At 32.8% G+C, this 23,275-nt stretch carries 18 protein-coding genes; 8 read left to right on the forward strand and 10 right to left on the reverse strand.

The annotated features are described in order from the left end of the window. Positions 1–5 precede the first annotated feature (5 nt). From AC3HD6_RS06520 to dinB, 3 genes are all read right to left on the reverse strand, one after another. Positions 6–1,223 carry a tyrosine-type recombinase/integrase gene (locus tag AC3HD6_RS06520; RefSeq protein WP_488895615.1) on the reverse strand — a complete coding sequence of 406 codons (1,218 nt, stop codon included), beginning with the start codon at positions 1,221–1,223 and terminating at the stop codon, positions 6–8. Between the two features lie 776 nt (positions 1,224–1,999). Beyond that, complete coding sequence (locus tag AC3HD6_RS06525) at positions 2,000–5,053, reverse strand: DNA polymerase III subunit alpha (protein WP_488895616.1); 3,054 nt, start codon at positions 5,051–5,053, stop codon at positions 2,000–2,002. An 18-nt stretch (positions 5,054–5,071) separates the two neighbouring features. Next, complete coding sequence (gene dinB / locus AC3HD6_RS06530) at positions 5,072–6,220, reverse strand: DNA polymerase IV (RefSeq protein ID WP_212650175.1); 1,149 nt, start codon at positions 6,218–6,220, stop codon at positions 5,072–5,074. A gap of 61 nt (positions 6,221–6,281) precedes the next feature. Here dinB and AC3HD6_RS06535 point away from each other — a divergent pair, with 61 nt between their 5' ends. From AC3HD6_RS06535 to AC3HD6_RS06555, 5 genes are all read left to right on the forward strand, one after another. Beyond that, positions 6,282–7,055, forward strand: coding sequence for an XRE family transcriptional regulator (locus tag AC3HD6_RS06535; RefSeq protein WP_212650174.1), 774 nt, complete (start codon positions 6,282–6,284; stop codon positions 7,053–7,055). Between the two features lie 37 nt (positions 7,056–7,092). Next, positions 7,093–7,314: a hypothetical protein gene (locus AC3HD6_RS06540; protein ID WP_212650173.1), complete on the forward strand. Its 222-nt coding sequence runs from the start codon at positions 7,093–7,095 to the stop codon at positions 7,312–7,314. Positions 7,315–7,370: 56 nt separating this feature from the next. Continuing rightward, a complete protein-coding gene (locus AC3HD6_RS06545; RefSeq protein ID WP_488895617.1) occupies positions 7,371–8,033 on the forward strand; it encodes an alpha-ketoglutarate-dependent dioxygenase AlkB family protein in 663 nt (220 codons plus the stop codon). Between the two features lie 307 nt (positions 8,034–8,340). Beyond that, positions 8,341–8,568 carry a superinfection immunity protein gene (locus AC3HD6_RS06550; RefSeq protein ID WP_074230777.1) on the forward strand — a complete coding sequence of 76 codons (228 nt, stop codon included), beginning with the start codon at positions 8,341–8,343 and terminating at the stop codon, positions 8,566–8,568. 412 nt (positions 8,569–8,980) lie between these two features. After that, on the forward strand, positions 8,981–9,232 hold the full coding sequence (locus tag AC3HD6_RS06555; protein ID WP_488895618.1) for a hypothetical protein: 252 nt from the start codon (positions 8,981–8,983) through the stop codon (positions 9,230–9,232). A gap of 264 nt (positions 9,233–9,496) precedes the next feature. Here AC3HD6_RS06555 and AC3HD6_RS06560 read toward each other — a convergent pair whose 3' ends face one another. The 6 genes from AC3HD6_RS06560 to AC3HD6_RS06585 form a co-directional block, all read right to left on the reverse strand. Then, positions 9,497–9,895: a hypothetical protein gene (locus AC3HD6_RS06560; protein WP_488895619.1), complete on the reverse strand. Its 399-nt coding sequence runs from the start codon at positions 9,893–9,895 to the stop codon at positions 9,497–9,499. Continuing rightward, positions 9,882–13,121, reverse strand: coding sequence for a tetratricopeptide repeat protein (locus AC3HD6_RS06565; protein ID WP_488895620.1), 3,240 nt, complete (start codon positions 13,119–13,121; stop codon positions 9,882–9,884). The genes AC3HD6_RS06560 and AC3HD6_RS06565 overlap by 14 nt, the downstream gene beginning before the upstream one ends. Next, positions 13,111–13,554 carry a hypothetical protein gene (locus tag AC3HD6_RS06570; protein WP_488895621.1) on the reverse strand — a complete coding sequence of 148 codons (444 nt, stop codon included), beginning with the start codon at positions 13,552–13,554 and terminating at the stop codon, positions 13,111–13,113. Before AC3HD6_RS06570 ends, AC3HD6_RS06565 begins: the two co-directional genes overlap by 11 nt. Next, on the reverse strand, positions 13,554–14,027 hold the full coding sequence (locus AC3HD6_RS06575) for a hypothetical protein (RefSeq protein WP_488895622.1): 474 nt from the start codon (positions 14,025–14,027) through the stop codon (positions 13,554–13,556). Before AC3HD6_RS06575 ends, AC3HD6_RS06570 begins: the two co-directional genes overlap by 1 nt. A gap of 135 nt (positions 14,028–14,162) precedes the next feature. Beyond that, complete coding sequence (locus tag AC3HD6_RS06580; RefSeq protein ID WP_488895623.1) at positions 14,163–14,543, reverse strand: hypothetical protein; 381 nt, start codon at positions 14,541–14,543, stop codon at positions 14,163–14,165. A gap of 386 nt (positions 14,544–14,929) precedes the next feature. Further along, positions 14,930–16,444, reverse strand: coding sequence for a Fic family protein (locus AC3HD6_RS06585; protein ID WP_488895624.1), 1,515 nt, complete (start codon positions 16,442–16,444; stop codon positions 14,930–14,932). A 544-nt stretch (positions 16,445–16,988) separates the two neighbouring features. Between AC3HD6_RS06585 and AC3HD6_RS06590 the strand changes: the two genes are divergently transcribed. The 3 genes from AC3HD6_RS06590 to AC3HD6_RS06600 all read left to right on the forward strand — a co-directional run bounded on the left by AC3HD6_RS06590 (position 16,989) and on the right by AC3HD6_RS06600 (position 21,242). Continuing rightward, entirely contained in the window at positions 16,989–17,789 is an 801-nt protein-coding gene (locus AC3HD6_RS06590) for a type IV toxin-antitoxin system AbiEi family antitoxin domain-containing protein (RefSeq protein WP_488895625.1), read from the forward strand. Between the two features lie 352 nt (positions 17,790–18,141). Continuing rightward, on the forward strand, positions 18,142–19,407 hold the full coding sequence (locus AC3HD6_RS06595; protein ID WP_488895626.1) for an AbiH family protein: 1,266 nt from the start codon (positions 18,142–18,144) through the stop codon (positions 19,405–19,407). A gap of 188 nt (positions 19,408–19,595) precedes the next feature. Then, positions 19,596–21,242: a DUF6035 family protein gene (locus AC3HD6_RS06600; RefSeq protein WP_488895627.1), complete on the forward strand. Its 1,647-nt coding sequence runs from the start codon at positions 19,596–19,598 to the stop codon at positions 21,240–21,242. Positions 21,243–21,655: 413 nt separating this feature from the next. Here AC3HD6_RS06600 and AC3HD6_RS06605 read toward each other — a convergent pair whose 3' ends face one another. Next, a complete protein-coding gene (locus AC3HD6_RS06605) occupies positions 21,656–23,239 on the reverse strand; it encodes a Na+/H+ antiporter (protein ID WP_488895628.1) in 1,584 nt (527 codons plus the stop codon). Between the last annotated feature and the right edge of the window lie 36 nt (positions 23,240–23,275).

The following is a 23,275-nucleotide window of genomic DNA, read 5'->3' on the forward strand; positions in this document are numbered from 1 at the left end:
TTATATTATTTAAAGTTTGCTTGTAAGTAAAAATTAGGATCAACTATTGGGACATCCAAGGAGCATTCAAGTAAATTTTCTACACTTATATGTAAATAATCCATTGTTATTGTTGTATCCGAATGTCCTAATACATCTGAGATTATTGATATTGGAACTCTATTTTTCAATAAGTTAGTAGCTAAACTATGACGCAATGCGTGGCTACCATGCTTTCTATTGCTATAATCAATATTAGCCTTTTTCAAGTATTCGCGGATATTATTGTGAAAGGCTGTGCTAGTCATAGTTGTATATGGTCCATTAGCTCTTAGAAATATATCCTTTGATTTTATCTTAGGCCTACCATTTTTGATGTAATCAATTAATGCTTCCCCAATATCTACCAATAAAGGTAATTCAATAGGAACTTTTGTTTTGAATTGCTCCAACCGAATTATATTATTCTTCCAATCAATATTGGAAAATTTAAGATATCTAATATCAGAAGATCTTAACCCCAACCTAGTTGCCAATAAAATCATAGCATAATCTCTTTTGCCTTTTGGTATACTTCTATTTATACTTTGCTCAAGCCATAAAATCTCATCAGCTGTAAAGTATGTTTGGATTTCATTTCTTACTCTGATTTTTAAATGATCTAATATCTTTGACGTGCGACGATCTATCATCCCCTCATTATAAAGCTTCTTTAGCGCCGCCCTTAATATTATTGCACTGTGATCTTTGCAATTTTTTACGGATGACATAAAATCAAGAATTTTTTCAGCAGTAATATCTTTTAATTCTATTATCTTTTCATACTCCATTCGTTCACAAAATTTGTAAAGACTTCGATAATAATTATTTCTGGTTGCTGTCTTTAATCTTTTTTCAGCTACGTGCTCTTCAAGAAACTTTGTAAAAAAAGGTCCAATTCTCCCAGGAAATGGCGCATCATACTTTGTTCGGGAAATTTTTAATATCCAGCGATCCTGAAGCATTCCATTTAGCAGTGTAATGTAACGTGCATCATAGTGGTGGTACTTACGCTTCTTGATAATCGTATCCCTATATTTTAAATAGGTCTTTCCCAATTCCGGTGTGTAAATCTCAGTTGATTTTTCTTTCATGTATGCGAGAAGCCTGTTGTATTCTGTAGATAAGCGTTCTGTCATACTGCTTGAATATATATTCTCTTTAATATACGTTTCAAGCTGCGAGTGTAGTTCATGAATGTTCATAAATATTGATATAAAGTTTAACAATAATTGATTAAATATTGGAAACTGAGTATCGTTATCACTCTATATCAATTTGATAATTAAATTTTTCACTAAAAATTTAATTAAGATATTTTTTTATTTAGCAATATTTTTTATATTTGATATAAGAAAATAAGATATAGGGGACAAAAGAATTCTCTTTTTTCCATATAATTTTATCGAACAAAAAAAATCTGTTAGTGGACCAATACTAGGCAGATTTTATTTGTTTACACAAACTTAATAAAAATTATATAAATAACTTATATTTTTATAAAAAAAACACCACTTCACCAACGAAGTCATTCATAATTCATCAAAGAAAACTATCAAATATTAAAAATGCAATAATTATAACAATGTAATATATTGTTATAATATTCAATAGCAAATTAAATTATTTATTAGCAGGGGATTTAATATTTGAATTTGCCTATATAACACATAGCTCATGTACTACGCATTCGTATTTTCATTTTCGAAAAACCTCGATAATAATTTAGTTGGGAAGTAGCATAAATATTTTTATAATAATTTAAGCCTGATAGATGATTTTACCATATAATAGATATTTATTAAACACTAAACTGAGATAAAACCGTTTCATTTTTGAAAATTGGAAGTCTAAAAGTACAATAAAAAAACTAAATTTTAATATTTGAACTTTAAAAAAAATAATAATTAAGCAATAAACGTAAGTATCTTCTTTATACAAGAACACTGCGAGTCGTCTTACAGCCAAAATTTCACAATTGTTATTGTACTTTATATCTAGATAAACTAATTTCATGAGTCTGCGGGTAAGGCTTTCTATTAGTCATACTTACATCTTCTTTAATCTGTCGATGAATATCATATTGTTTTTCCTTATCATAAGAATAACGTGGGTCAGGAATCATTGGCATCTTTGCCATTTTATGAATAGTAATGGTAGGGAAATGATAATCTACTTCTACGGTTCCCAACAGCAAATAGCAGCCTCCTCCCTGAAAACCGTATTGTTTCAGACTGTCCGGAAAATGTGCTGTATCAAAATAATCTCCGTTCGCATCGATCCAGGTTCCAAAATACATTTCACCTTTCTTTGTTGGCACATGTTTTCTCGCAATTAGATAAGCCAACATTTTCACTTGCTTTTTATGGAATTTCAATAAATCATTTACGAAAACAGAACCTCTATATTTTGTTTGCAATAAATCAAAAGGACTGCATGAAACAGGAAAACCAATCAATTCAATTTCATCAAAAGCATCCTCAAAATTTTCTCTTTTGAGTTCAGGAAGCTTAAATTCTTGGACAGGTTCTTCAATCAACATTAAACCTCGATTCTCCGGTTTAAAATTCACCAATAATACTCTTGCCTCCACAAGAAGTTCATTTTTTTGTTTACCTGTAAAGCGAAATGCTCCGATAAAAATTAAGGTCTGAATCGTTTCAATACCTATCGGAATCCGTTTGATAAAGTCTTGTAAAGATTTATAATCTCCATTTCTTCCCCGTTCATCAACAATTCCGTGGGCAATTCTTGTCTCTAATCCTTCCAAAAGCATTAACCCTAAAAAAATATTTTTCCCCTTTAAAGTAGTCTGAAATTCACTTGAATTCACACAAGGAACTTGAACGTTTCCTCCAGACATTTTCGCTTCATGGATATAAACTTCTGTACGGTAAAATCCTCCCTGATTGTTGATCACAGAGACCATGAATTCCAGGGGATAATATACCTTCAGATATAAACTCTGATAGCTTTCCACAGCATAGGAGGCGGAATGTGCTTTACAGAAAGAATACCCCGCAAAGGACTCAATCTGTCGAAATGCTTCAGCCGTCAATTCCAGAGAATGCCCCTTCTCTTTACAAGATTTAAAAAAATTAGCTTTTACTTCCTGAAGTTTTTTAATAGAGCGCCCTTTTCCACTCATTGCCCTTCGCAGGATATCTCCATCAGCTAAGGATAAGCCACCAAAATACTGAGCAATTTTGATTACATCCTCCTGATAAACCATAATTCCATATGTTTCTCTTAGATGCTCCTCAAATACAGAATGAAAGTATTGAAACTGATCCGGATGATTATGCCTGAAGATATATTCCCGCATCATTCCACTTTGTGCTACTCCCGGTCTGATAATAGAGGAAGCTGCAACCAATATCCTATAATTATCACATTGTAATCTTCTTAAAAGACCCCGCATAGCAGGAGACTCTATGTAAAAACAACCGATCGTTCTTCCTATCGCTAAATATTCATTAGCTTTTTCTTCATCTTTGGAAATGCTTGTGTCACGGATATCAACATCAATTCCTCTTGTTTTTTTAATGAGCTCGACGGTATCCTTTATGGTTCCCAGACCTCTTTGAGACAGAATATCAAATTTTTCCAACTTAATATCTTCCGCTACATTCATATCGAACTGAACGATAGGAAATCCCTTTGGTGGCATTTCGAGAACAGAATAATTGGTAATAGGTTCTTCAGAAATTAAAATTCCGCAGGCATGCATACTCCTTTGATTGGGAAATCTTTCCATCAGCCTGACGTATTTATGAATTGTTTGGACAACAGAATTTGTTTCATGAACTTCCATTGGCTTTTTTGTCAGTTCATCCAGTTCATCTTTTGGTAGTCCAAAAGCTTTTCCAACCTCCCTGAATCTCGATTTATATTTGAATTCAACATTGGTTCCGCAAAACGCAACGTGATCTTTCCCATATTTGTTAAAAATATACTCCAGTATTGTATCTCTATTCTGCCAGCTCCAGTCTATATCGAAATCCGGAGGACTTTTCCTGTTAAGGTTGAGAAATCTCTCAAAATAAAGATCAAGTTCCAAAGGACATATATCTGTAATTCCAATACAATAACTGACAATGGAGTTTGCTCCGCTTCCACGGCCAACGTGCATAAACCCCATTCTATTGCTGTATCGCACAATATCCCATGTAATCAAAAAGTAAGAACAAAAGTTGAGCTCATCAATTACTTTTAGCTCTTTCTCTACTCTTATTTTTGCGATTTCATGATCTTTCCCGTAGCGTTTTTCTAACCCTAAATAAGCTAATCTTTTAAGAAGTTTTACATCAGATTTCTTGGACTTTGTATAATATTGTTTATTTTTAACTTTTTCAAAATCAAATTCAAAACTACAGGCTCTCAATAATCTTTTGGTATTTTTTATAATATCAGGATACCTTTGAAAAGCCTTGATAATAAAATCTGTGGATTTAAAATACTCTGATTTTCCGCAAACATCCTGTTCGTTCAGTTTCGACAATAAAGTATTATTGTCAATAGCCCTTAAGATTCTATGAAGATTATATTCTTTTTTAGTACTGAATGTAACCGGCTGAAGAACCACCATTTTCGGAATCAATCTATTAAACTCTGGACGGATTAATAAGTTCAATTCTTCTTCCCGGACTCCAATAAACTCATTTTCTTTTAGCTTTAAAGGAATATTATCTATTGGATAAACAATAAAAACATTTTTAAATGCAGGAGCTGTTTCAGAAAGTTCATTTCCATGGCAATTGTGATCCGTCAACACTTTATTGACTTCACCAATTCCTGAGAACTCTTTTGCAATAGCAATATAAAGCAGCTTATTTTCTTTTCTGACTTCAATTCCGGCGATAGGTTTAATGCTTACATCTTCACATTTTTTCTTAAAATCATAAATAGCAGTAATCGTATTAATATCCGTTAATACTAATTCTCTAATGCCCAAAGAATGCGCTTGATGTACCAATTCTTCTACCGATAAAGTACCGTAACGAAGACTGTGGAAAGAATGACAATTTAGAAACATAATAGAAAAGTTTACAAGTTATTTTCCAAAATCAAAACCTGATGCTCTACCGACTGCATCAACACCAAATCTATTCTTCAAATAATCCATCGTCTGGTATAAGTTCATCTGTTCTTCCGTATCTTCAAACAGATTCATCTGATGGTTACCATGAACAAGCCCTGTAAACCGCAACCCCACCAATCTTAATCTCATTCTTCTTGTATATACCTGATTGAAAAGTTCCAGAGCCACTCTCGAAAGTGTATGATCCGCTGAAGTATAGGCTACTTTATGCTGTTTTGTTTCCGTATCGAAATTTGCGTAACGGATCTTGACTACTACTGTTGAAGTCAGCCATTTTTCCTGTCTTAATTGATAAGCCAATTGTTCAGCCATTCCTGATATTAGTCTTTTCAGTTCCATGATATCCATTGTATCATTCGTAAAAGTTCTTTCCGTTGAAATCGATTTTCTTTCTGAATAAGGAACAACAGGATTTTCATCAATCCCATTCGCTTTTTTCCAAAGTTCTTTTCCATTGACTCCGATCATTTGCTGAAGTACCAGTACCGGCATTTCAGCTAAAGTATGAATGGTACGAATACCAATCCTTGACAACAGCTGGAAAGTCTTATCACCAACCATCGGAATTTTTTTAATAGATAAAGGGTTTAAAAATGGTTGAACTTCCAATTCTTTAATCTCTAATCTTCCTAAGGGCTTTGATTCTCCTGTTCCGATTTTTGAAACGGTTTTATTAGTAGATAAAGCAAAACTTATGGGAAGCCCGGCTTCTTTTTTTACTGCCGCTGCAATTTCCTGAGTCCATTGATAGCATCCGAAAAATTTATCCATTCCGGTAAGGTCCAAATAGAATTCATCGATGCTTGCTTTTTCCAGCACAGGTACTTTTTCCTGAATAATTTCAGTTACGGTATGTGATAAATTAGAATACAGCTCATGATCTCCACGAATCACTTTAGCATCTGGGCATAATCTGAGAGCCATTCGAATCGGCATCGCTGAGCGGACTCCAAATTTCCTTGCTTCATAGGAACATGAAGCAACAACTCCACGGTCTCCACCTCCTATAATAAGGGGAATTCCATCAAGTTGAGCGTTATTACGCCTCTCGCAGGATACAAAAAATGTGTCCAAGTCCATATGTACAATCGCACGATTCACCTTACAAAATTAGATACTATTTGTATCATTTTTATTATATTTGCAGATACAATTTGTATCAATGTCAATTTTTTCAGATAACATCAGGTTTTTAAGGACTCAGAAGAATTTATCACAGCAGGAGCTCGCGGATCAAATTTTAATGAGCAGGGTGCGTTATTCAAAATATGAGGATGGGCGTTCTGAAGCTCCTTATGAGCTGCTCATCAGAATTTCAAAATACTTTAATTTGAGTATTGATCTGCTTCTTACTGTGGATATTAGGAAATATCCGCTAGAAGATGTATTGAAACTACCGGACAACAGGATTGTCCTCCCAGTGGTCGTAGATCAATTGGGAAATAACAGCATTGAAATTGTACCTCAAAAAGCATCCATGGGATACTTGTCTGGCTATAGCGATCCAGAATATATCGAAAGCTTACAGAGAATCTCGTTACCTTTCCTTACAAATGGAAAATACAGAGCTTTTCCAGCTCAGGGAGATTCGATGCCACCATTTAAAGATGGTTCTTACATTATCGGAAAGTATGTTGAAAATATTGATGACCTGAAACAAAATAAAAGTTATGTTTTTGTGACTTTAAATGATGGTATTTCTTATAAAAGATTTACCTCAAGAAATAAGAAATCAATAACTGTTGCTGCTGACAATTCATTTTACAAACCTTATGATATTCCCTTAAGAGAAGTTGTTGAAATCTGGCAATATGCATCAGGAATTTTTCCCGAAGACTTTGAACCTGATAATTTTGAAAACTATAATTTTAAACATATGTTCCTTGAAATTAGAAGAGATATTCAAGAATTAGATCAAAAGCTTTCAAAAAAATAAATCAATCACATACAAGCATTTATATAATATTAAGATTATGTTTATCTCCTATTATGATTTTCAGAACTTACCAGACCGCCCGGCGCAATATGATTTTACTATTGCTCATGGACTTTTTCTCAATGAACGAACCACTTCCCAATCAAAATATATTCTTTATAAGGTTTCGAGCTTTTCAGTAGAGCTTATTTATGATATCGCTCATGATAAAATCATTAATATAAACGTTTTTGAAAATAGCTTTTCCAACACAAAGTAAAATCAATTTATAAAAAATCCTGTTCTATTATACATACAACAGGATTAAAAACACAAATGATGAAAAAAAATCCCCCTATCAACGGGGGTAAAACAAATATAATATTAAAAAAGAATACAGCTATGAGCCAGCTTAGTTTATTTGATACTGAAGAATTTTATGAATTTCCAAAAGATCTTTTGGAATACAGAGAGAATTTTCTAAGCGGGAAAGAAGCTGACCAGCTAAAAAATAAGCTACTGAAAACAGCACCTTGGGAACAACGTACTCAAAAAATGTATGAGAAGATGGTATTGACTCCACGTTTGACAGCTTGGTACGGAGATACAAAATCTTACAGTTCTGAAGAAAATAGAAAACCGATGAATCCTGATCTTTTAGCATTAAAGCAGAGAATAGAAAATGAATTTGGCTATCAATTCAATGGTGTTTTATTGAACCTTTATAGAGATCACAATGATTCTGTTGCTTGGCACCGAGATAAAGAAAGCAAATATGGGAAACGACCAATTATTGCTTCAATAAGCCTTGGACAAACAAGAAATTTTGACTTTAGAAAAGTAGATTATCATCAGAGCAAATACAGCCTTCCTCTTCCTAATGGGTCATTATTAATTATGAAGGGTGATTTACAAGAACACTGGGAACACAGAATTGCTAAATCTACTATTCCAATGAAAGAACGTATTAATTTAACTTTTCGTTTGCAAACTGCATAATCACAATAAACAGTAGCCCTAAAGATGCTTTATCTACATACTCTTTTTATTCTTTAAGAGTAGACGACGGCTATTTTTATTATATAACTTTTTAATTTTGATTTTATATATTTGTCTATAAATTAAAATAACGTCAAGCGTAAGCTATCGTTTTGGTACATAAAGCCGCGAACTTTAAAATGATAACCAAAAATGATAGACTTACGCCCATGCTTATACGGCGTGGGCTAAGTCTTTCTGGTTATCGGGTACTTCGCGGCACCTATGTACGGATTGATATTAGTTCCACGCTTTTTATTAAATAGGCATGATACAAATTTTGACCGTTACAACCCAACAAGAAGAAGGAGGAGCATTATTTCTAAAAATAATTTTGTTCATTTATTTCATTCCTTCAATGATAGCTTTACTACGCCTTCCAGTTCTAAAGTTTAAATTTCTAGTCGTATTATTAATCAATGCATTTTTTGGGTGGACAGTGTATGGTTGGTGGCTTTCATTTATAAAAGCAGTATCTAGCAGCAAAGGATTTTAATGTAAGAATATTAAGCAAGCAATTATAGGATGGTAAAGGTAGTTTTAAAAGTATCAGAAAGCGAAATTAATCATATATTACGCAAGCTCGTAAAACTGGGAATTAACAATATAAAAATTAAAAAGAAACGGGAAAAATTAAATCTTTTTCGGTATAAAAATATGATTAATGGTAAAAATTGAGAATTTTTAAAGTCCGAACTTGTAAATTATTATCTTTAGTGAAACAGAAGTTAAAGATATTTGGCAATCTTCTTACAATGAAAGATTTTTAAGTCTGAAAAATTAACAGAAAACATTGTATATTTTTATATCATAAAATATATGTTTTAAAGGACAAAGCATTGGATTTTAAATTCAAAGTTTGGAAATATAAATTTTTTAGAGCTTATTTGTAGATTAAAATTAATAACATGGAAAATTTGGAACATCTAGATTACATTTATAATAATGGAGTAGAAAAAAGAATTGAAGATGAAAATATGTTTGATACTTTTGATGAAATGTCCCTGGAGCTGCATAAAAGATTAAACATCACCACCCTTGGCAACATATTTTTAGGAGTATTTGTAGATAAAGAAGGATATAAATTTAACATTTATCATATTTATGATCAAGATGCTGTAGATCCGAAATATTTATTGTGCTGTACTAATTTCGTATAATTAAACGGCTTCCAGTAATGTGAAGTTATTTATTTTATAAGCATAATTATTTTATTATTTGCACCTTTTCTAATAACTACTTTCTTTTCATCTTATCTTTTTGGTAGAACTTCTGTAACATCTTTTAGAGAAAGTTTAAGGAGAAAGGCTAAAAATTTGTTAATATGTTGAAATTAGTTCCCACTTTTAAATGCCATTAATTCTTACTGTTGTTCATTAAAAAAGTTATCTTAATTAAATTTTTTTGTTTCAATTTTAGAACAGCTACCCAATTAATTCAATCTTTTCTAAATTAAAAGTTTCAGCACAATCCTTTTGATTGACAATGTAAAATTCACAATTTATAAAAGTACCTAAAACCAATGTTCCTTTGGAACCATTTAAAACCACGTCTTTGAATACATTAAACTCTTCTTCATTATAATTTAGTTCTGCTTCAAATACTATCTCTTCATCATTTAATCCAATCAGCTTAATACGAACTTGATCGCGAATTATTCGAAGAATAAATTTTGGGCTAATTAATTTTAAAAGTTTCTTTGCTCTTGCTGGCTTATCTGTATTTGAAAATCCGACGCCAATAGAAGGTAGATCATTTTTATGTTGTGGCGTACGAAAAAAAACGACCATCGCTTCTGTAAAAAGTTTATTAATTTCTTCCATTTTGAAATTCTTTTAATGCAACATCAAGAATTGTTAGATCAACCTGAAAATCAGATTTTAGATCGATATGTGCTACCACTGATGTATAATCATATAAATATGCTATTCTCGGTATTATCTGTGTCAGGTATTTGTTACTATTTTTACTATTCAAATGATAAAAATGATCTATAATACTGTTGAGTAGTGAACGGATAAAAGCCATATTACATTTATTGTTCATATCTTCTGCAAGGTTCGCAAAAGATTCATACTGGTCGTTAACAATAATATAAATTGGTATTGAAAAATCTACTCGTTCTAAAGAAACAGTCTGAAAATCATCTTCAAAAGAAATAGAATTTTTTAACTTGGCAAGTGAAATAAAACTACTATACTTGATGAAGTTAATTTTACAAACGTCTTCTTTCCTTTCTTTTTTTAAAATCAAACATTCAGACATAGAAAAGATAAAAAGAATGAAATTTATGATCAATTTTAAATTAACTAGTTCATTCTTAAAACATATAAATTCAAACTTATAATTCTCATCCAGTCTGACAATAAAAATAATTTCATCCCTAGTTTGACGTGCAAAAAAACCTTCTAATTTTTGATTTAAGATATTAATAAGATCTGTGACATCATCAAAATTTAATAACTCTCCAGATTGTTCAATCAGAATAGCAAGATTTGATTTTATAAGATCATTTGAATTAATATTTTCAACCATTAAAACCAACAGTTTTAAAAAATTGCCTTTGAACTTTTTAGGATTTTCTTTACAAAATTTCAAATAATTGATGTACGAAGTTATTAGGTTTCTCGATCTTTGAGATTTGATAGATCTTTCTGTTAAATCATAAATATATTTGCAGATATCGAAATTATTAAGATCATGGTCAATTAATCCACTAATATCAATAAATGTTTTGTCCTCAAAACTATCAAGTGAAAGATTAACAAGTGATAAAAAAAGAATCTGGTTTTTAGATTCAGCATAACAAATTAGCGCTTTCGTCAAACAATGCCTAGTTTCATGTTGCATATCATCCATAGACAAAAAAACATTGAATGCTTTCTCATAATCTTTCCCAGCATTTTCGACCTCCTTCCTTTCCAGAAGTAAAGCAGCCTTTTCTTCATAAGCATGTGCAATACCGTACTCATAGTTTATTTTTTCTGCAATTTTTATGGAATTATTGATGAATTCTAAGCTTTTGATCTTGTCACCCAATCCCTCGTAAATATTTGATAAAATCCAATATATTCTTGATTGCTCTTTAAATAAATCTAATTTCAAACTTAGCGTAAGTGCCTCTTCGTAAATCAGTATTGCTTCGTGGGTTTCACCAAAATCCCTAATGACATTTCCATAGTTTACCAGATTAAGTACTGCTTTAGATTCAAGTTTATGATGTTGGCATAAATAAACAGCTTCATGTCCATATTTTTTTGCATTTACATAATCCTTGCTCTTCCTGCTTAATGAAGTCAGGGAGTTTAATGCAACAAGTTTTATGGCGTAATTAACATCATCTAGTGGTTGATCAAGAAGCTTCAAAGAGTAAAGTTTTGCCGGGCCATCCTTATCAAGACTACCAAGCGCTGCGGCTAAATTTCCAAGACTTGAAATAAGCCCATAGTAATGTTTCTGCTCGGCAAATAGATCATAGGCCGTTTTAGCAGCAACAGCAGACTTCCTGTACTGATGTAAATCGATGTATATTTTAGATAAAGTAACCAACAACTGAGCTTTAAACAATCCATCTGAACAAAGATTATCTTCCATGATTAGGTCAACCATTTCGAGTCCCAATTGCTTCTCTCCTTTCTCAACGTGGTCCACAGCTTTGTTCATTAAGGCCATAAGATAAAACCTTCGATCTTTAACAGATTTAAGTAGCTTAAGCGCCTCATCCAGAGCTTTGTTTGCCTCTTCTATTTTGTTTAATATTCGTAGATTCCCATACATGTTATATTTAAGATATCCAGTGATATAACGAGATCTCTTTTTATTAAGTAGGATTTCAATCAAACGATTTGCTAATTCGAAATCGCCACGGTTGACCAGATCAGGAAGTACTTCAAATCCAAAATTTTCTAATGATAACGGTTTATGATCAACCAGTAAATATGTTGCTTGAACAAATTCATTCTCCTCTATAAAGAACTCCCCGAGTCTAATCTGGTAAGTTTTAAGAGTTGAACTTTTTTTTAATTCATTTAAAATAAATTCTTTGAATGATGGATGGAATATAGAAAGACCAGTCTCCTGCGAAATTGATATGAGACGCAATTTATTTATATAATCCGTGGCTTCCTGGATACTATCAAATTTCACCAAGGAATTTACAGTAAGAATAGAAATAGGCAAATAGGACAAAGCTATAAAGATCAAACATTCTTTATCTTTACTGGATAGCCTTCCCCATATTGCTTGATGATATTTTAATAGATCCCTGGGAAAAGGGTCAATAGTAAAGTGGCTATAATAAAATAAATAAAGAGGATTTCCGTGGGAAGCTTCATATAATTCATTAAATTTTGTAAACTCTAGAATGATCTTCTGGTCGGATAGAAATTGTTTGGCTTCCTCTAAGCTAAATTTATTTAACTGAAAAGTCTCAATATTGCAAGACAAAAATTCTTGTATACTTTGAGATGCATACAAAAATCTATTTTCAAACTTGTTCAAAAGTAAAATTCGATCTAATGTCTCGAAAGCTTCTTCACATTCGTCAATAAAAAAGATCATTTTACTACTGACAAGCAGGTCTTGCAAAATCTCCAGACTTGAATCAACATCAATAGCATTAATCAACTCTTGACCATTCTTCATCCGAATCTTGTTGATTAAATGTAGGACGACTGTTTTTATGGATTTATTTTTTATATTAATATAAATAGCCTCCTGATATTTTTTTGACAGTTCAAATAGCAAGCAGCTTTTACCAGCACCTGGGGGACCAATTATGCTTAGCTCAGAATTATTTTCAAAGATCTGTTCTACTTCGGTGTATATACTCCGGTCAATAATTATTTTTTGTTCAAAATTTTTCTTTAGATTTTCAAGATAATTGATGCTAAATTGTGCCTTTAATGTATTTTGGTCTTGATGAACAATATTATGAAGTTCTTCACCATTAACATTTAGATACACTTCATTAGCATTGATCTGTCCTTGATTGTGGAAGCTCCCCCCAACATTTATGATAATGTCTGCATCCTGCTGATCAATTTTCATTTGTTTCATTCTTAGAATAGTAATCTCCCTGAATATTGATTATATCCTTTTTTGCATTTTGAACGCCGATGTTAAATCCACTTGAATTAGAAATTTGAATATTATTTATGTTTTCAATCGATTGTCTGTTTTCCTTAATCCATTCTTCCAGTAGAGCAACAAGATTATCTGGAGCTACAATACCCGTTGTTTCTAAATATACGTTAGCAACATCTTTCTGATAACTATCAGTTGCAGGTTTTTCACACAATTCTTTTATAAACGTGTCTGCATCTCTTTCTTTTTTAAACATGTTACCAATCTTTTGTTTTAATAAGTTAAAAGGCAAATTGGTTTTAAGCACATCATAGGTAGCACTCGCTAATACTTTACTAGCAATTCCAGCTTTTTCGGTGATTAAAAAATCAACGATTGAATCAAATATTGTGTTCATTATAAGTTTCTTTTTTTAAAGTATTTTTCATCAAGACGGATTTGTCTCTCAACTTTTTGTTTTGTAAAGTGTTCCGTTTCTGGAAAATAGCTGTTGTACGATTCGTAATTTTCCGACAAATATTCAATGATTTTGAGATCATATCCATTCTCAACAGTATTTATTATAGGCACAGTAGATTGTTTCAGTCTTTCAAATAAAATCAAATTGCACACAGCCTGTGTAATTTGATCCAATGAATACTTTGTACTCACACTTTTAATATTCCCCTCAAGCCATCCTTCCGTATTTAATTTCTGAAATGTTACTGGAAAAAAATATCTAAGTTTATTACTGCGACGCTTAATAAATTCCTCATTATCCTTAGCAATTTTTGGTGGACGAGATCTTTTAATATTTGTATTTATAAGCGGATTTAATAAAGAAGTTTCTCCTAGTTGGCCTTCCTTATAAAATTTAAATTCGGTCTTCAAAAAATATTTTTCGCTTCTTTTCGAGATGTTATTATTCTTGTCAACAATAAAATATCGAATTGCTATATTTCTACCTTCGACATAATTATCTCTAAAGTCTTTATAATTTTCACTTATCCTCATTCCACCCTTACCTTATGCAACGAAAATAACACTAGGATTTACATGTTCTCGCAAATGTTCGGGTATAATACGTTCAATCAAAATAGGAACGTTTGGAGAAATAGATAGTAGATAGTCTCCATTTAAATATTCTATAAATTCTAAATCGACAGCTTTACTATCCCCTGATTTTTCTTTCCAGGCAATTAATGAGTCAAGGAATTTATCTGCATAATCTTCATCCTCTACCAAAAAAACTAACTCACATGGTATTCTATTTCCATTTTTATCTGGACAATGAATATAAGCTAGACCAATACATTTGGCTTTACTAAAATTTTGCTGGAAAGAAGTATCCGAAAGGATAGCAAAATCGGGTTTTAAGCCATAATCTAATCCGAACTGAGTAAGCATTTTTATTGTTTCAATAAATTTACAAAAAAATATTAAGAAGTAGATTCTATTTTATGGTTACTATTATTTATAATCAAGTCCAATGATGCTTTAATCAAAAGTCATTGATATTTCAGAAAAATCTCAAGAAGTAGAGAAGATACTTAAAGATGCGTGTAAATGATTGGCAGAAATTGTTGCCCAGAGTAGCAATCCAGCTCTTTATTTCACATATTTTTTTAGTTAATTAAAATTAACCTCCTACATTGAATGCAGGGATCATCTTAAGTACCAAATGTAAGATAAACTATTACAATTCTAATCGAAACAGATGCTGTAGAATTGCCTAATTAAGATATATTTTTAATAACTAATATGGTATATTTTACGTTTGTTTATCAAACGTTTTATATCAGACTTGCTATAAATTGTGAAAACAACTTTATATCTTGTTGTGTACTTGCAGCTTCTAAGGCAGCCATATATTCGAGCCTTCTTTCAACCGGAACAACAATCCAGGAATATCCGCCCGATGCTAACATAGTGTTCATAAGAAAACGTCCGATTCTCCCATTCCCGTCAATATAAGGATGTATATAGACAAAAATGAAATGACCTAGGACAGCTCTTACACCCGCATGTTCCTCGGTGACAAGCAGTTCAAAAAATGTGGGCATTAAATCACGAACTGCTTCGGCACTGGGCGGGACATGCTGGGAGCGCCTTATAAAAACGGGCTGATTTCTATATCCTGCCAGATCAGAAGCTTTCAAAATACCGGCTGCTACGCTTGGTGCAAACATTTCACGGTACCATTCCTGATGGTCATAATCTGCTATCTCCCCACCATTAGCTCCATTTAATATCTTTTCAATGCTTTGCTGTACTTGCTGGTAAGCCTGCCAATATCCCCTAGCCGCCATAGCATCACGTTGTTGTCGGTCAACCTCATTATTGTCAGGCTCCCATTGTCCAGAACGGACACGTTCAATTAATTCGATACTGACACGATAGCCCTCAATAGACAAAGAATTGTAAGCATCTTTTGTATAATTATCTTTTACTTGATTTAAATAAGCTTCTTTGTCTTTTGGTAATCCTGGCTCCGGCGGAAAATTCTCTATAACCGTATTTCTCATGTTTTGCCACATAAGCTTCAACCTGTTTACATAGGGAGACAATTCACGATGATTAATAACAATAGGGCTTGGAGCAGTAAAAGGATCGAGTTCTCTTACATTATAACCTGCGGCCCCCATTCCCTTTATAATATCATCGGCAATCCTATCTCTTCCAATATTTCGGAAAGCCCCACTAATTCTACCAGCAATAACACTGTGCCCACCGTTAAGTAAAAGTTCCAGGATACCTGATGCGTCTCTAAAAGTCGCCAGTACTGTTCTTGCATCCACGGGGTTTCTGACATAGAAATCTTCAAAGCTGTTGAGTAATGCAGATGGTAAAGAGAACATCCTTAACCCATGACTATCTATATGAAAATCTTTTTTTTCTGGCAAGTTTGCCCTCACTTCGAATAGGGATGTTCCATGTACAAGTTCAGTAACCTGATTTCTTGCTTTGACCGCCCGGACAAGGAGCTGTGTCGGTACCGTTTGGTTTCCGGCGTGCAAATGAAGGGATTGTTCCGGCGATAAACTCCAATCACTTCCAAACCGTTCGGTCAAGTAAGCCGCACAAAAATCCCAGTAGGATGTAAACCAAGCCGTACTTTCTCCTACAGTTTCGTCCGGCCTTGCGGGGATGTACCATCCTTTCATAACTTCTTTTAGAAAACCACCGTTAGTTAGCCTCTCTCGGTGAGTACGGTTAATATCAGAGGATCGTATAGCCGTAATACCCTTATCTTGTAGTTCTTTCAGAACTTCAAGTGATGCGGCTAGTTTTTCAGCAGGTGTAGCCATTACATTAACTTTTTTACAAATATAAGTATTAGCTTATTATGCTACACCATTATTAGCTTATTGTGCTGTATTATTATTAGCTTATTATGTTGTACTATTATTAGCTTATTGTGTTGCATTATTATTAGCTTATTATGTTGCATCATTATTAGCTTATTGTGTTGCATTATTATTAGCTTATTATGTTGTATCATTATTAGCTTTACGTTGCTTTACCCCCATTATCTTATTATGTAGCATAGCTACTAGCTTTTTTATATAACAACGCCAAGCTTAGCGGTAAACAACTTGCTTACTATTTATCATAAGTGTAATGTGTAATCCAAAAAACACCTTTACTCCATAAATTCGTGGTAATACAACTAGAGTAAACTAGCCAAAGCCTATCGCACTCTTACAGATCCAAAAAAATTATAAACTAAGCAGAAAACATGACAAATTTTTTATTTTGAACTATTGCTATTGTAGGAAAAATATTGTATCTTCGTATTACTTTAATTGTATACAATTAAAGTAATACTCCCTTATTATGATATTTTCAAATATGATTGACGCCTATTTGGCAAGTATTATTATCAAACCTATCAATAAAAGAGAATTCGAAAGTCTTATCAACGATCTAGCAAGTTTTCGCAAGCTAAAAAAGTACAAGAAAGAAATCCGGGAATACCTTCTGGAACATTTCTATATTTCACACCAAGATATATACTTACCTAAAAAATTAAGAGCAAATAATTATGAAATCGCTCTCGCTTATGCAAGGTACTATTATTTCAGTCACCAATCTGCATTGCATATTCACGGTCTTGATAATTCACCACAGCAGATAATATATATGTCAGAAGAAAAAATCTTAACATCTACACCTTCTGGCAGTCTAACACAATCCGCAATTGATCAGGCATTCAGTAAACCACAAAGAATGACAACTAATTTCAAAAAGTTCGACGAGTTCACTATTAACTTTCTAAAAGGACAAAACTCAGATCATATGAACATTACCAAAGATAATCTGAGAGTTTCAGATATTGAAAAGACTTTAATAGATGTCACTATACGTCCATCTTATTCCGGAGGATCCAAAAATATATTGAAATCATTTAAAAATGCCCGAACATTAATAGATCCTGAAAAATTGATCCATTACTATAAGAAACTATCATTTGCTTATCCATACCATCAATCGCTAGGGTTCTACTTAGAAAATTCAGGATATGAAAAAGCATCTTTTTCTGAATTGCTGCAATTTAACCGCATGTTTAATTTCTATCTGGACTATGAAATCTCAGATCCACAATACTGTGAGAAATGGAAAATTTATTACGATAATTCAATATTACAATGACGTTCATCTAAATCAGATAGTGTAAAGACTTACCAATACTCGGTCAAATTCAAACACGCTAAATCTTGCTTGCCAGAACCAAGTGATCAATTTACCGCCTACGAATCTGGAGAATGCCTTCAGGGTTTTATTCAGTCAGCAATTAATGCGAAGGAGAATTCATCTTAATATTGGTCCTTTGGTTATAGTTCCTGTGAAATGTCAAGGCTCTTCTCTACGAACAAACATAAAATCCCTATTGAATACAATCAGTCGAAAAAATTTACGATAAAGGAGTGAGTGAAGATTCTCACAAACAATTTTGCAAAAATTTTCGTAATTTTTACAAAATTAAAAATCGATAAATGTGACCATGATAAATAGAATAGTCCTTATAGGAAATGGCTTTGACCTAGCACACGGAATGCCAACCAGCTACAAAAATTTTATCAATAAATATTGGAAGGACAAATGCGAGGAATATGAAAGGTATGACCAATCTCTCTTTGACTGTAATGAATTTTCTCTAAATTCCAAACACAATACGCAGGGCAGCGATATCATAAGAACATTCCCTGAACTACAAGCATTTTCTTCGGAATATAAACGAAATTTCATTACTAAAAATAATTTCTTCCTACATTTATCAAAAGGGCTGCATTATGACGGCTGGGTGGACATAGAATCAGATTTTTATAATAATCTAAAAGACCTGTCAAGATCTAACCGAAGAGATACAGCCAATGTTATTGATGTTTTGAATAAAGAATTTGCAGCTATTACCAGATTACTTGAAAAATATCTTAGCGATGTGCAGAATAAATTTAAAATCAACACAAAAATACGAGACCGGATCGCTGACATCATTGATCGTCCTATAGTCTTCCAGGATTTATCTGAACAAGTGATCCGCAAAATAATTGACGATCACTGGAGCCTATTGAGACCACATATCGAAGAATATGACGGTACAATGAAAAGGGGACAATATTTAAGAAGCATCGATCAACAAATCGTTAAAGATTTTAGTCGTGAGAACATCCACTCACGTTCAAAAGAACATTTTACGTCTTATATTCTTAGACATTTTCCACAATTATTTACTTCGAAAAAGCCGTACACAGAATTTATAAATTTCAACTATACATCTACAGAATCACATTATACTGCTACTGAGACAAACGTGTATCATATTCACGGTGAACTAAACAGTGAGGAAAATCCCATCATCTTCGGATATGGAGATGAGCTTGATGATCATTACAAAGAAATAGAAAAACTTAATGATAACAGGTATTTAGATCATATAAAATCTATCAATTACGCAAAAACAGATAATTACAAAAAGATCCTGACCATGATCAATGACGGGTTATTCCAAGTTATCATTTTGGGACATTCTTGCGGTAATTCTGACCGAACGTTGTTAAACACAATCTTCGAACACGACAACTGTGCTTCAATTAAAGTCTTTTATCATCAGAAAAATGCGACTGAGAATAATTTTTTGGACATCTATAAAAACATCTCCCGAAATTTCAATAGTAAAGCAAAGCTTCGAGACAGGGTCGTCAATAAAAGGTACAGCGAACCCCTTATACCTTTAAAGTTACAGCTTGAAGTAAAAGATGTGGATTAAAACATTCTATCCCTTTTTTATGCGAAATCATAGCATCGGTAAGCCAACTTATCTATCTGATCGATCTGCTATAAAAATCTTAAATTTAAAAATTTGCGTCACCAGAAGAATAATAAATAAAATATATTCATACATTATAATGAGAAAAACTCCCAAGATTTTTCAATGTCCGTAAAAATAATATAGAGATGAAAAAAAGTGTACGTTTAATTAGTATTGCACGTGACAAAATCTCAGGAGATATTTTGGATGCCAACATACTTTTCGAAGAAAACAGAAAAGTTGATTCTGAGATTAGAAGACTCATTAATGAGAAAAAGATCATTCCCGTCTGTGTCGAATGTGAACAAGATCTGACCATATCTAAAAGTATTTATGACCGTCATTTCTTCAGACATTTGCCGAAACATTCATATTGTTTATTATCTGATAACTCATTAACACCGCAACAGCAAAGCGAGTACATTCAAATTATAAAAAGTAATGAATCAAAGCGGCATAAGTACCTTAAAAACAGAATCGGACACTCACTTTCAAGTGTAGAAGGTGTTGACAAAAGTAGTATTGCGATAGACAGTAAATTCATTTTCAGGAATGAAAAAAAAAGAAAGCCTGATGTGTACTGCAAATTCTTAGATAAAGAAATTGTATTCGAAATTCAATTATCAAAATTGCCTTTGTGGTATATGTTAAGAAGGCATAACTTTTATAAAGAGAATAACATCTACCTGATTTGGATCCTGGACAATTTTAATGTAAAAAATCAGGACAGATTTGAACAAGATGTCAAGTATCTAAATAAGTATCACAATTTTTTCAAACTTGACGAGACCCTTAATTCATTTGCATTAAAATGTGAATACAAAGAGGTGTACATTGATGATTATAAAGTAAAGACCAAATGGAAAGAAAAATCCGTAGAACTTAAACAGATCTCTTTCGACCAAATGGAAGTTCAGGCTTTTTATTATGATCTACCAGTAAATGAGGCAAGAAAACAGACCGAACTTATCGGCTTGTTACAGAAGAAGGAAGATGACGAATGGAACGCCCTACAAGTCATAGAGGAGCAGAAGCGCAAAACCAAGGTCAAGAAAATCATCCAACAGATCAAAGACGAAAAATCTAAGAAATTTTCCTCCTATGGACTAATTGATGACAATATAGATAAACTCAATTATCTGGAACTTCAAGAACTTAATAAGACTTTAGACCTGAAAAACAAGAAAGTGTCTCCTATAATTAAATGGATCCGGGAAACGGATGAATATAACTATACCTTTCTATTTTTTATCTTAAAAAATAAAAATATTGAATTCAATATCAATCACTCGGATTCTGACGATGAAATACCATTCCTAGAATTATATAAAAAAGAAGAAATCCCTTCTAAGCATTACATCTGTAAACTGTTTTTCGAAAGAGGATATGTCCTACAAAAAAAAGATTTGGAGTTTATCAGTTCTCGTTTGGACAATAATGAATTTGAAAGTTATAAGATATGGAATAGGGTGGCAAGCAGGAAACTTATACACAAGGCATATGAAAAAGATACTTTTTTATTCATCTTAGAATCTGCTAAACACAATAAAATAATAGGATCCAAGCTTTCGAACTGGATAACTTTTGGAAACAATGCTATTCATTTTTACAGCCAGTATTGGGAATACATTGAATTAGCCTTCAAAAAGTATAAAATTTGGGATCTGATAATAGAACAAGACAAAAAAAAGACTTTCCACTCTAAATTAGAGAAACTTTATCAAAATTTCCCGAAACAAGAGTACGATGTGGATGCGCTTGTGAAAGATCTTTATCCAGAGGTCTATAATTAGATTTAAGAAGTAAAATTTTCATTAAATATATTAATACAGTGTTTAAGACCTATTAGTGATCTCTTCAAAACATACATAGTTAGTTCTAATTATCAAAACATTGTTATCATAATTAGAATTGTAAATCAAACAATTAGCAACAATACGTATGCTTACTTTCGATAAATAATAACTTTTGATAACAGGAAACAAAAAAGTTATTACAATCTACCAGCGCATACATGACGATCGTGAATTATCTATACAAAATTATTACTTTTCAAGAATAAAATCACTTTTTCACCATGAATTAACATCATATTTAACACACTGAAAAACAAATAAATAATATTTTATAACACGACACATTTTGTCGCATTAGCATTTTAATTTTGTTTTCAAAAACATCATTTATTTGAATGCTTTACGGTAAATTAAATCATTCGCAGCCGTTCTTCTTCCAGGTCAAGCTGATAGAGCTGATGCCTGATAATTTCTTCATTCACAGAAACATCTTTATTAAGTTCTGAAAGAAACTGTCTTTGGCTTTCAAGCATTTCGATAAAAACAGCTTTGGACTTTTCGTTCATCCAGTCAGCATCATTGGCTTTGTTTTTTTCTTCCCAATGCCTCAGTAACCTTTCTATTCCCGCATCACTATGAAGTTCACTTTCATGTTTATTCTTAAGAAAATGATAAACATGTTGTCTTAATTTTTGTTTGATTTCCTTTCGGGCCAATTCCTCTTTTTCTTCATCTATAAAATCTTCAAAAACTTTTCCATATTTTATAAAATAAGGCAATGTAAGCCCCTGTACCAAAAGGGTAAGCAGTATTACTACAAAGGTGATGAATAGTATAAGATTCCTGTTTGGGAAAGGGTTCCCGTTTTCAAGAGTTAGAGGGATAGCAAGTGCTGCCGCCAGGGATACCACGCCTCTCATTCCCGTCCATCCAAGTAAAATAGGCAACATTAGCCGTCTTCGCAAGGAAGATGCTCTGGGAGTTACAGAAGGACGAAAAATAATTGTGGCAATCATAGCTGCATAGGAGCTTATTATTCTAGCTATAATAAGAATAGCTGTCACTAATACTCCATAATTAATGGCAGTCTTTAAGGCTATTCCTTCAGAACGCAGCCCGCCTACAATCTCAGGAAGCTCCAGTCCGATAATTAAGAAAACAATACCATTCAGAATAAATACAAAGCTTTCCCATACGCTATATCCTCTTATACGGCTGGTACTGTTTAAAAAGATCATTCTTTTAGCAGACATATACAGGCCTCCGCACACAACCGCCAAAACCCCGGAGCAATGAATTTGTTCTGCCACCCAATACATCAGATAAGGCTCAATAAGCGTCAATGCGATATCTGAAGAAGCATCTGTAGGAAGCCGTTTGTGAGCCTGCACAAAAATCCAGGCTAATAATAGACCAATTCCTGCCCCTCCAATCACCATCCATAAAAAATCCAATGAAGCCTCCTGCCATACAAATTGTCCGGTTCCTACTGCAATAAGTGCAAAACGGAAGATAATCAGCGAAGAAGCATCATTCAGCAGGCTTTCTCCTTCTAAAACAGCTGCAGTCGTATTGGGAATTTTCACAAACTTCATAATAGCACCTGTACTTACAGCATCTGGCGGGGATACAATGCCTCCCAACAAGAATCCCAGAGCAATTGTAAATCCCGGAATAAAATAATTGGCAGCAATAGCTACTGAAAACGCAGTAAAAAATACAACTAAGAAAGCAAAACTTCCAATAATACGCCACCATCTCTTCATCTCTTTAAAGGAAATAGTCCAGGCAGCCTCAAATAGTAGTGGTGGCAGGAATATAAAAAAGATAAGGTCAGGATTGATCTTTACAGCAGGCAAGCCGGGTATAAAACTTACAAGAAGTCCAAATACAACCAACAAAATCGGATAAGCGATTTTTAATTTAACAGCCCACATATTTAATAATACTATAGCGGCTATCATGGCTAATAAAAAGGGTAAAACGGTGTGCATTGAAATTGTGTTTTTTAATTTTTATCCATCATCCTC

The organism is Chryseobacterium sp. II3a (assembly GCF_057815135.1).

What these genes read in the sequence shown, in the direction of transcription:
- AC3HD6_RS06520 (WP_488895615.1), bottom strand. Translation starts at nt 1,223, where the DNA reads ATGAACATTCATGAACTACACTCGCAGCTTGAAACGTATATTAAAGAG.
- AC3HD6_RS06525 (WP_488895616.1), bottom strand. Translation starts at nt 5,053, where the DNA reads ATGTTTCTAAATTGTCATTCTTTCCACAGTCTTCGTTACGGTACTTTA.
- AC3HD6_RS06535 (WP_212650174.1), top strand. Translation starts at nt 6,282, where the DNA reads ATGTCAATTTTTTCAGATAACATCAGGTTTTTAAGGACTCAGAAGAAT.
- AC3HD6_RS06540 (WP_212650173.1), top strand. Translation starts at nt 7,093, where the DNA reads ATGTTTATCTCCTATTATGATTTTCAGAACTTACCAGACCGCCCGGCG.
- AC3HD6_RS06545 (WP_488895617.1), top strand. Translation starts at nt 7,371, where the DNA reads ATGATGAAAAAAAATCCCCCTATCAACGGGGGTAAAACAAATATAATA.
- AC3HD6_RS06550 (WP_074230777.1), top strand. Translation starts at nt 8,341, where the DNA reads ATGATACAAATTTTGACCGTTACAACCCAACAAGAAGAAGGAGGAGCA.
- AC3HD6_RS06555 (WP_488895618.1), top strand. Translation starts at nt 8,981, where the DNA reads ATGGAAAATTTGGAACATCTAGATTACATTTATAATAATGGAGTAGAA.
- AC3HD6_RS06560 (WP_488895619.1), bottom strand. Translation starts at nt 9,895, where the DNA reads ATGGAAGAAATTAATAAACTTTTTACAGAAGCGATGGTCGTTTTTTTT.
- AC3HD6_RS06565 (WP_488895620.1), bottom strand. Translation starts at nt 13,121, where the DNA reads ATGAAAATTGATCAGCAGGATGCAGACATTATCATAAATGTTGGGGGG.
- AC3HD6_RS06570 (WP_488895621.1), bottom strand. Translation starts at nt 13,554, where the DNA reads ATGAACACAATATTTGATTCAATCGTTGATTTTTTAATCACCGAAAAA.
- AC3HD6_RS06580 (WP_488895623.1), bottom strand. Translation starts at nt 14,543, where the DNA reads ATGCTTACTCAGTTCGGATTAGATTATGGCTTAAAACCCGATTTTGCT.
- AC3HD6_RS06585 (WP_488895624.1), bottom strand. Translation starts at nt 16,444, where the DNA reads ATGGCTACACCTGCTGAAAAACTAGCCGCATCACTTGAAGTTCTGAAA.
- AC3HD6_RS06590 (WP_488895625.1), top strand. Translation starts at nt 16,989, where the DNA reads ATGATTGACGCCTATTTGGCAAGTATTATTATCAAACCTATCAATAAA.
- AC3HD6_RS06595 (WP_488895626.1), top strand. Translation starts at nt 18,142, where the DNA reads ATGATAAATAGAATAGTCCTTATAGGAAATGGCTTTGACCTAGCACAC.
- AC3HD6_RS06600 (WP_488895627.1), top strand. Translation starts at nt 19,596, where the DNA reads ATGAAAAAAAGTGTACGTTTAATTAGTATTGCACGTGACAAAATCTCA.
- AC3HD6_RS06605 (WP_488895628.1), bottom strand. Translation starts at nt 23,239, where the DNA reads ATGCACACCGTTTTACCCTTTTTATTAGCCATGATAGCCGCTATAGTA.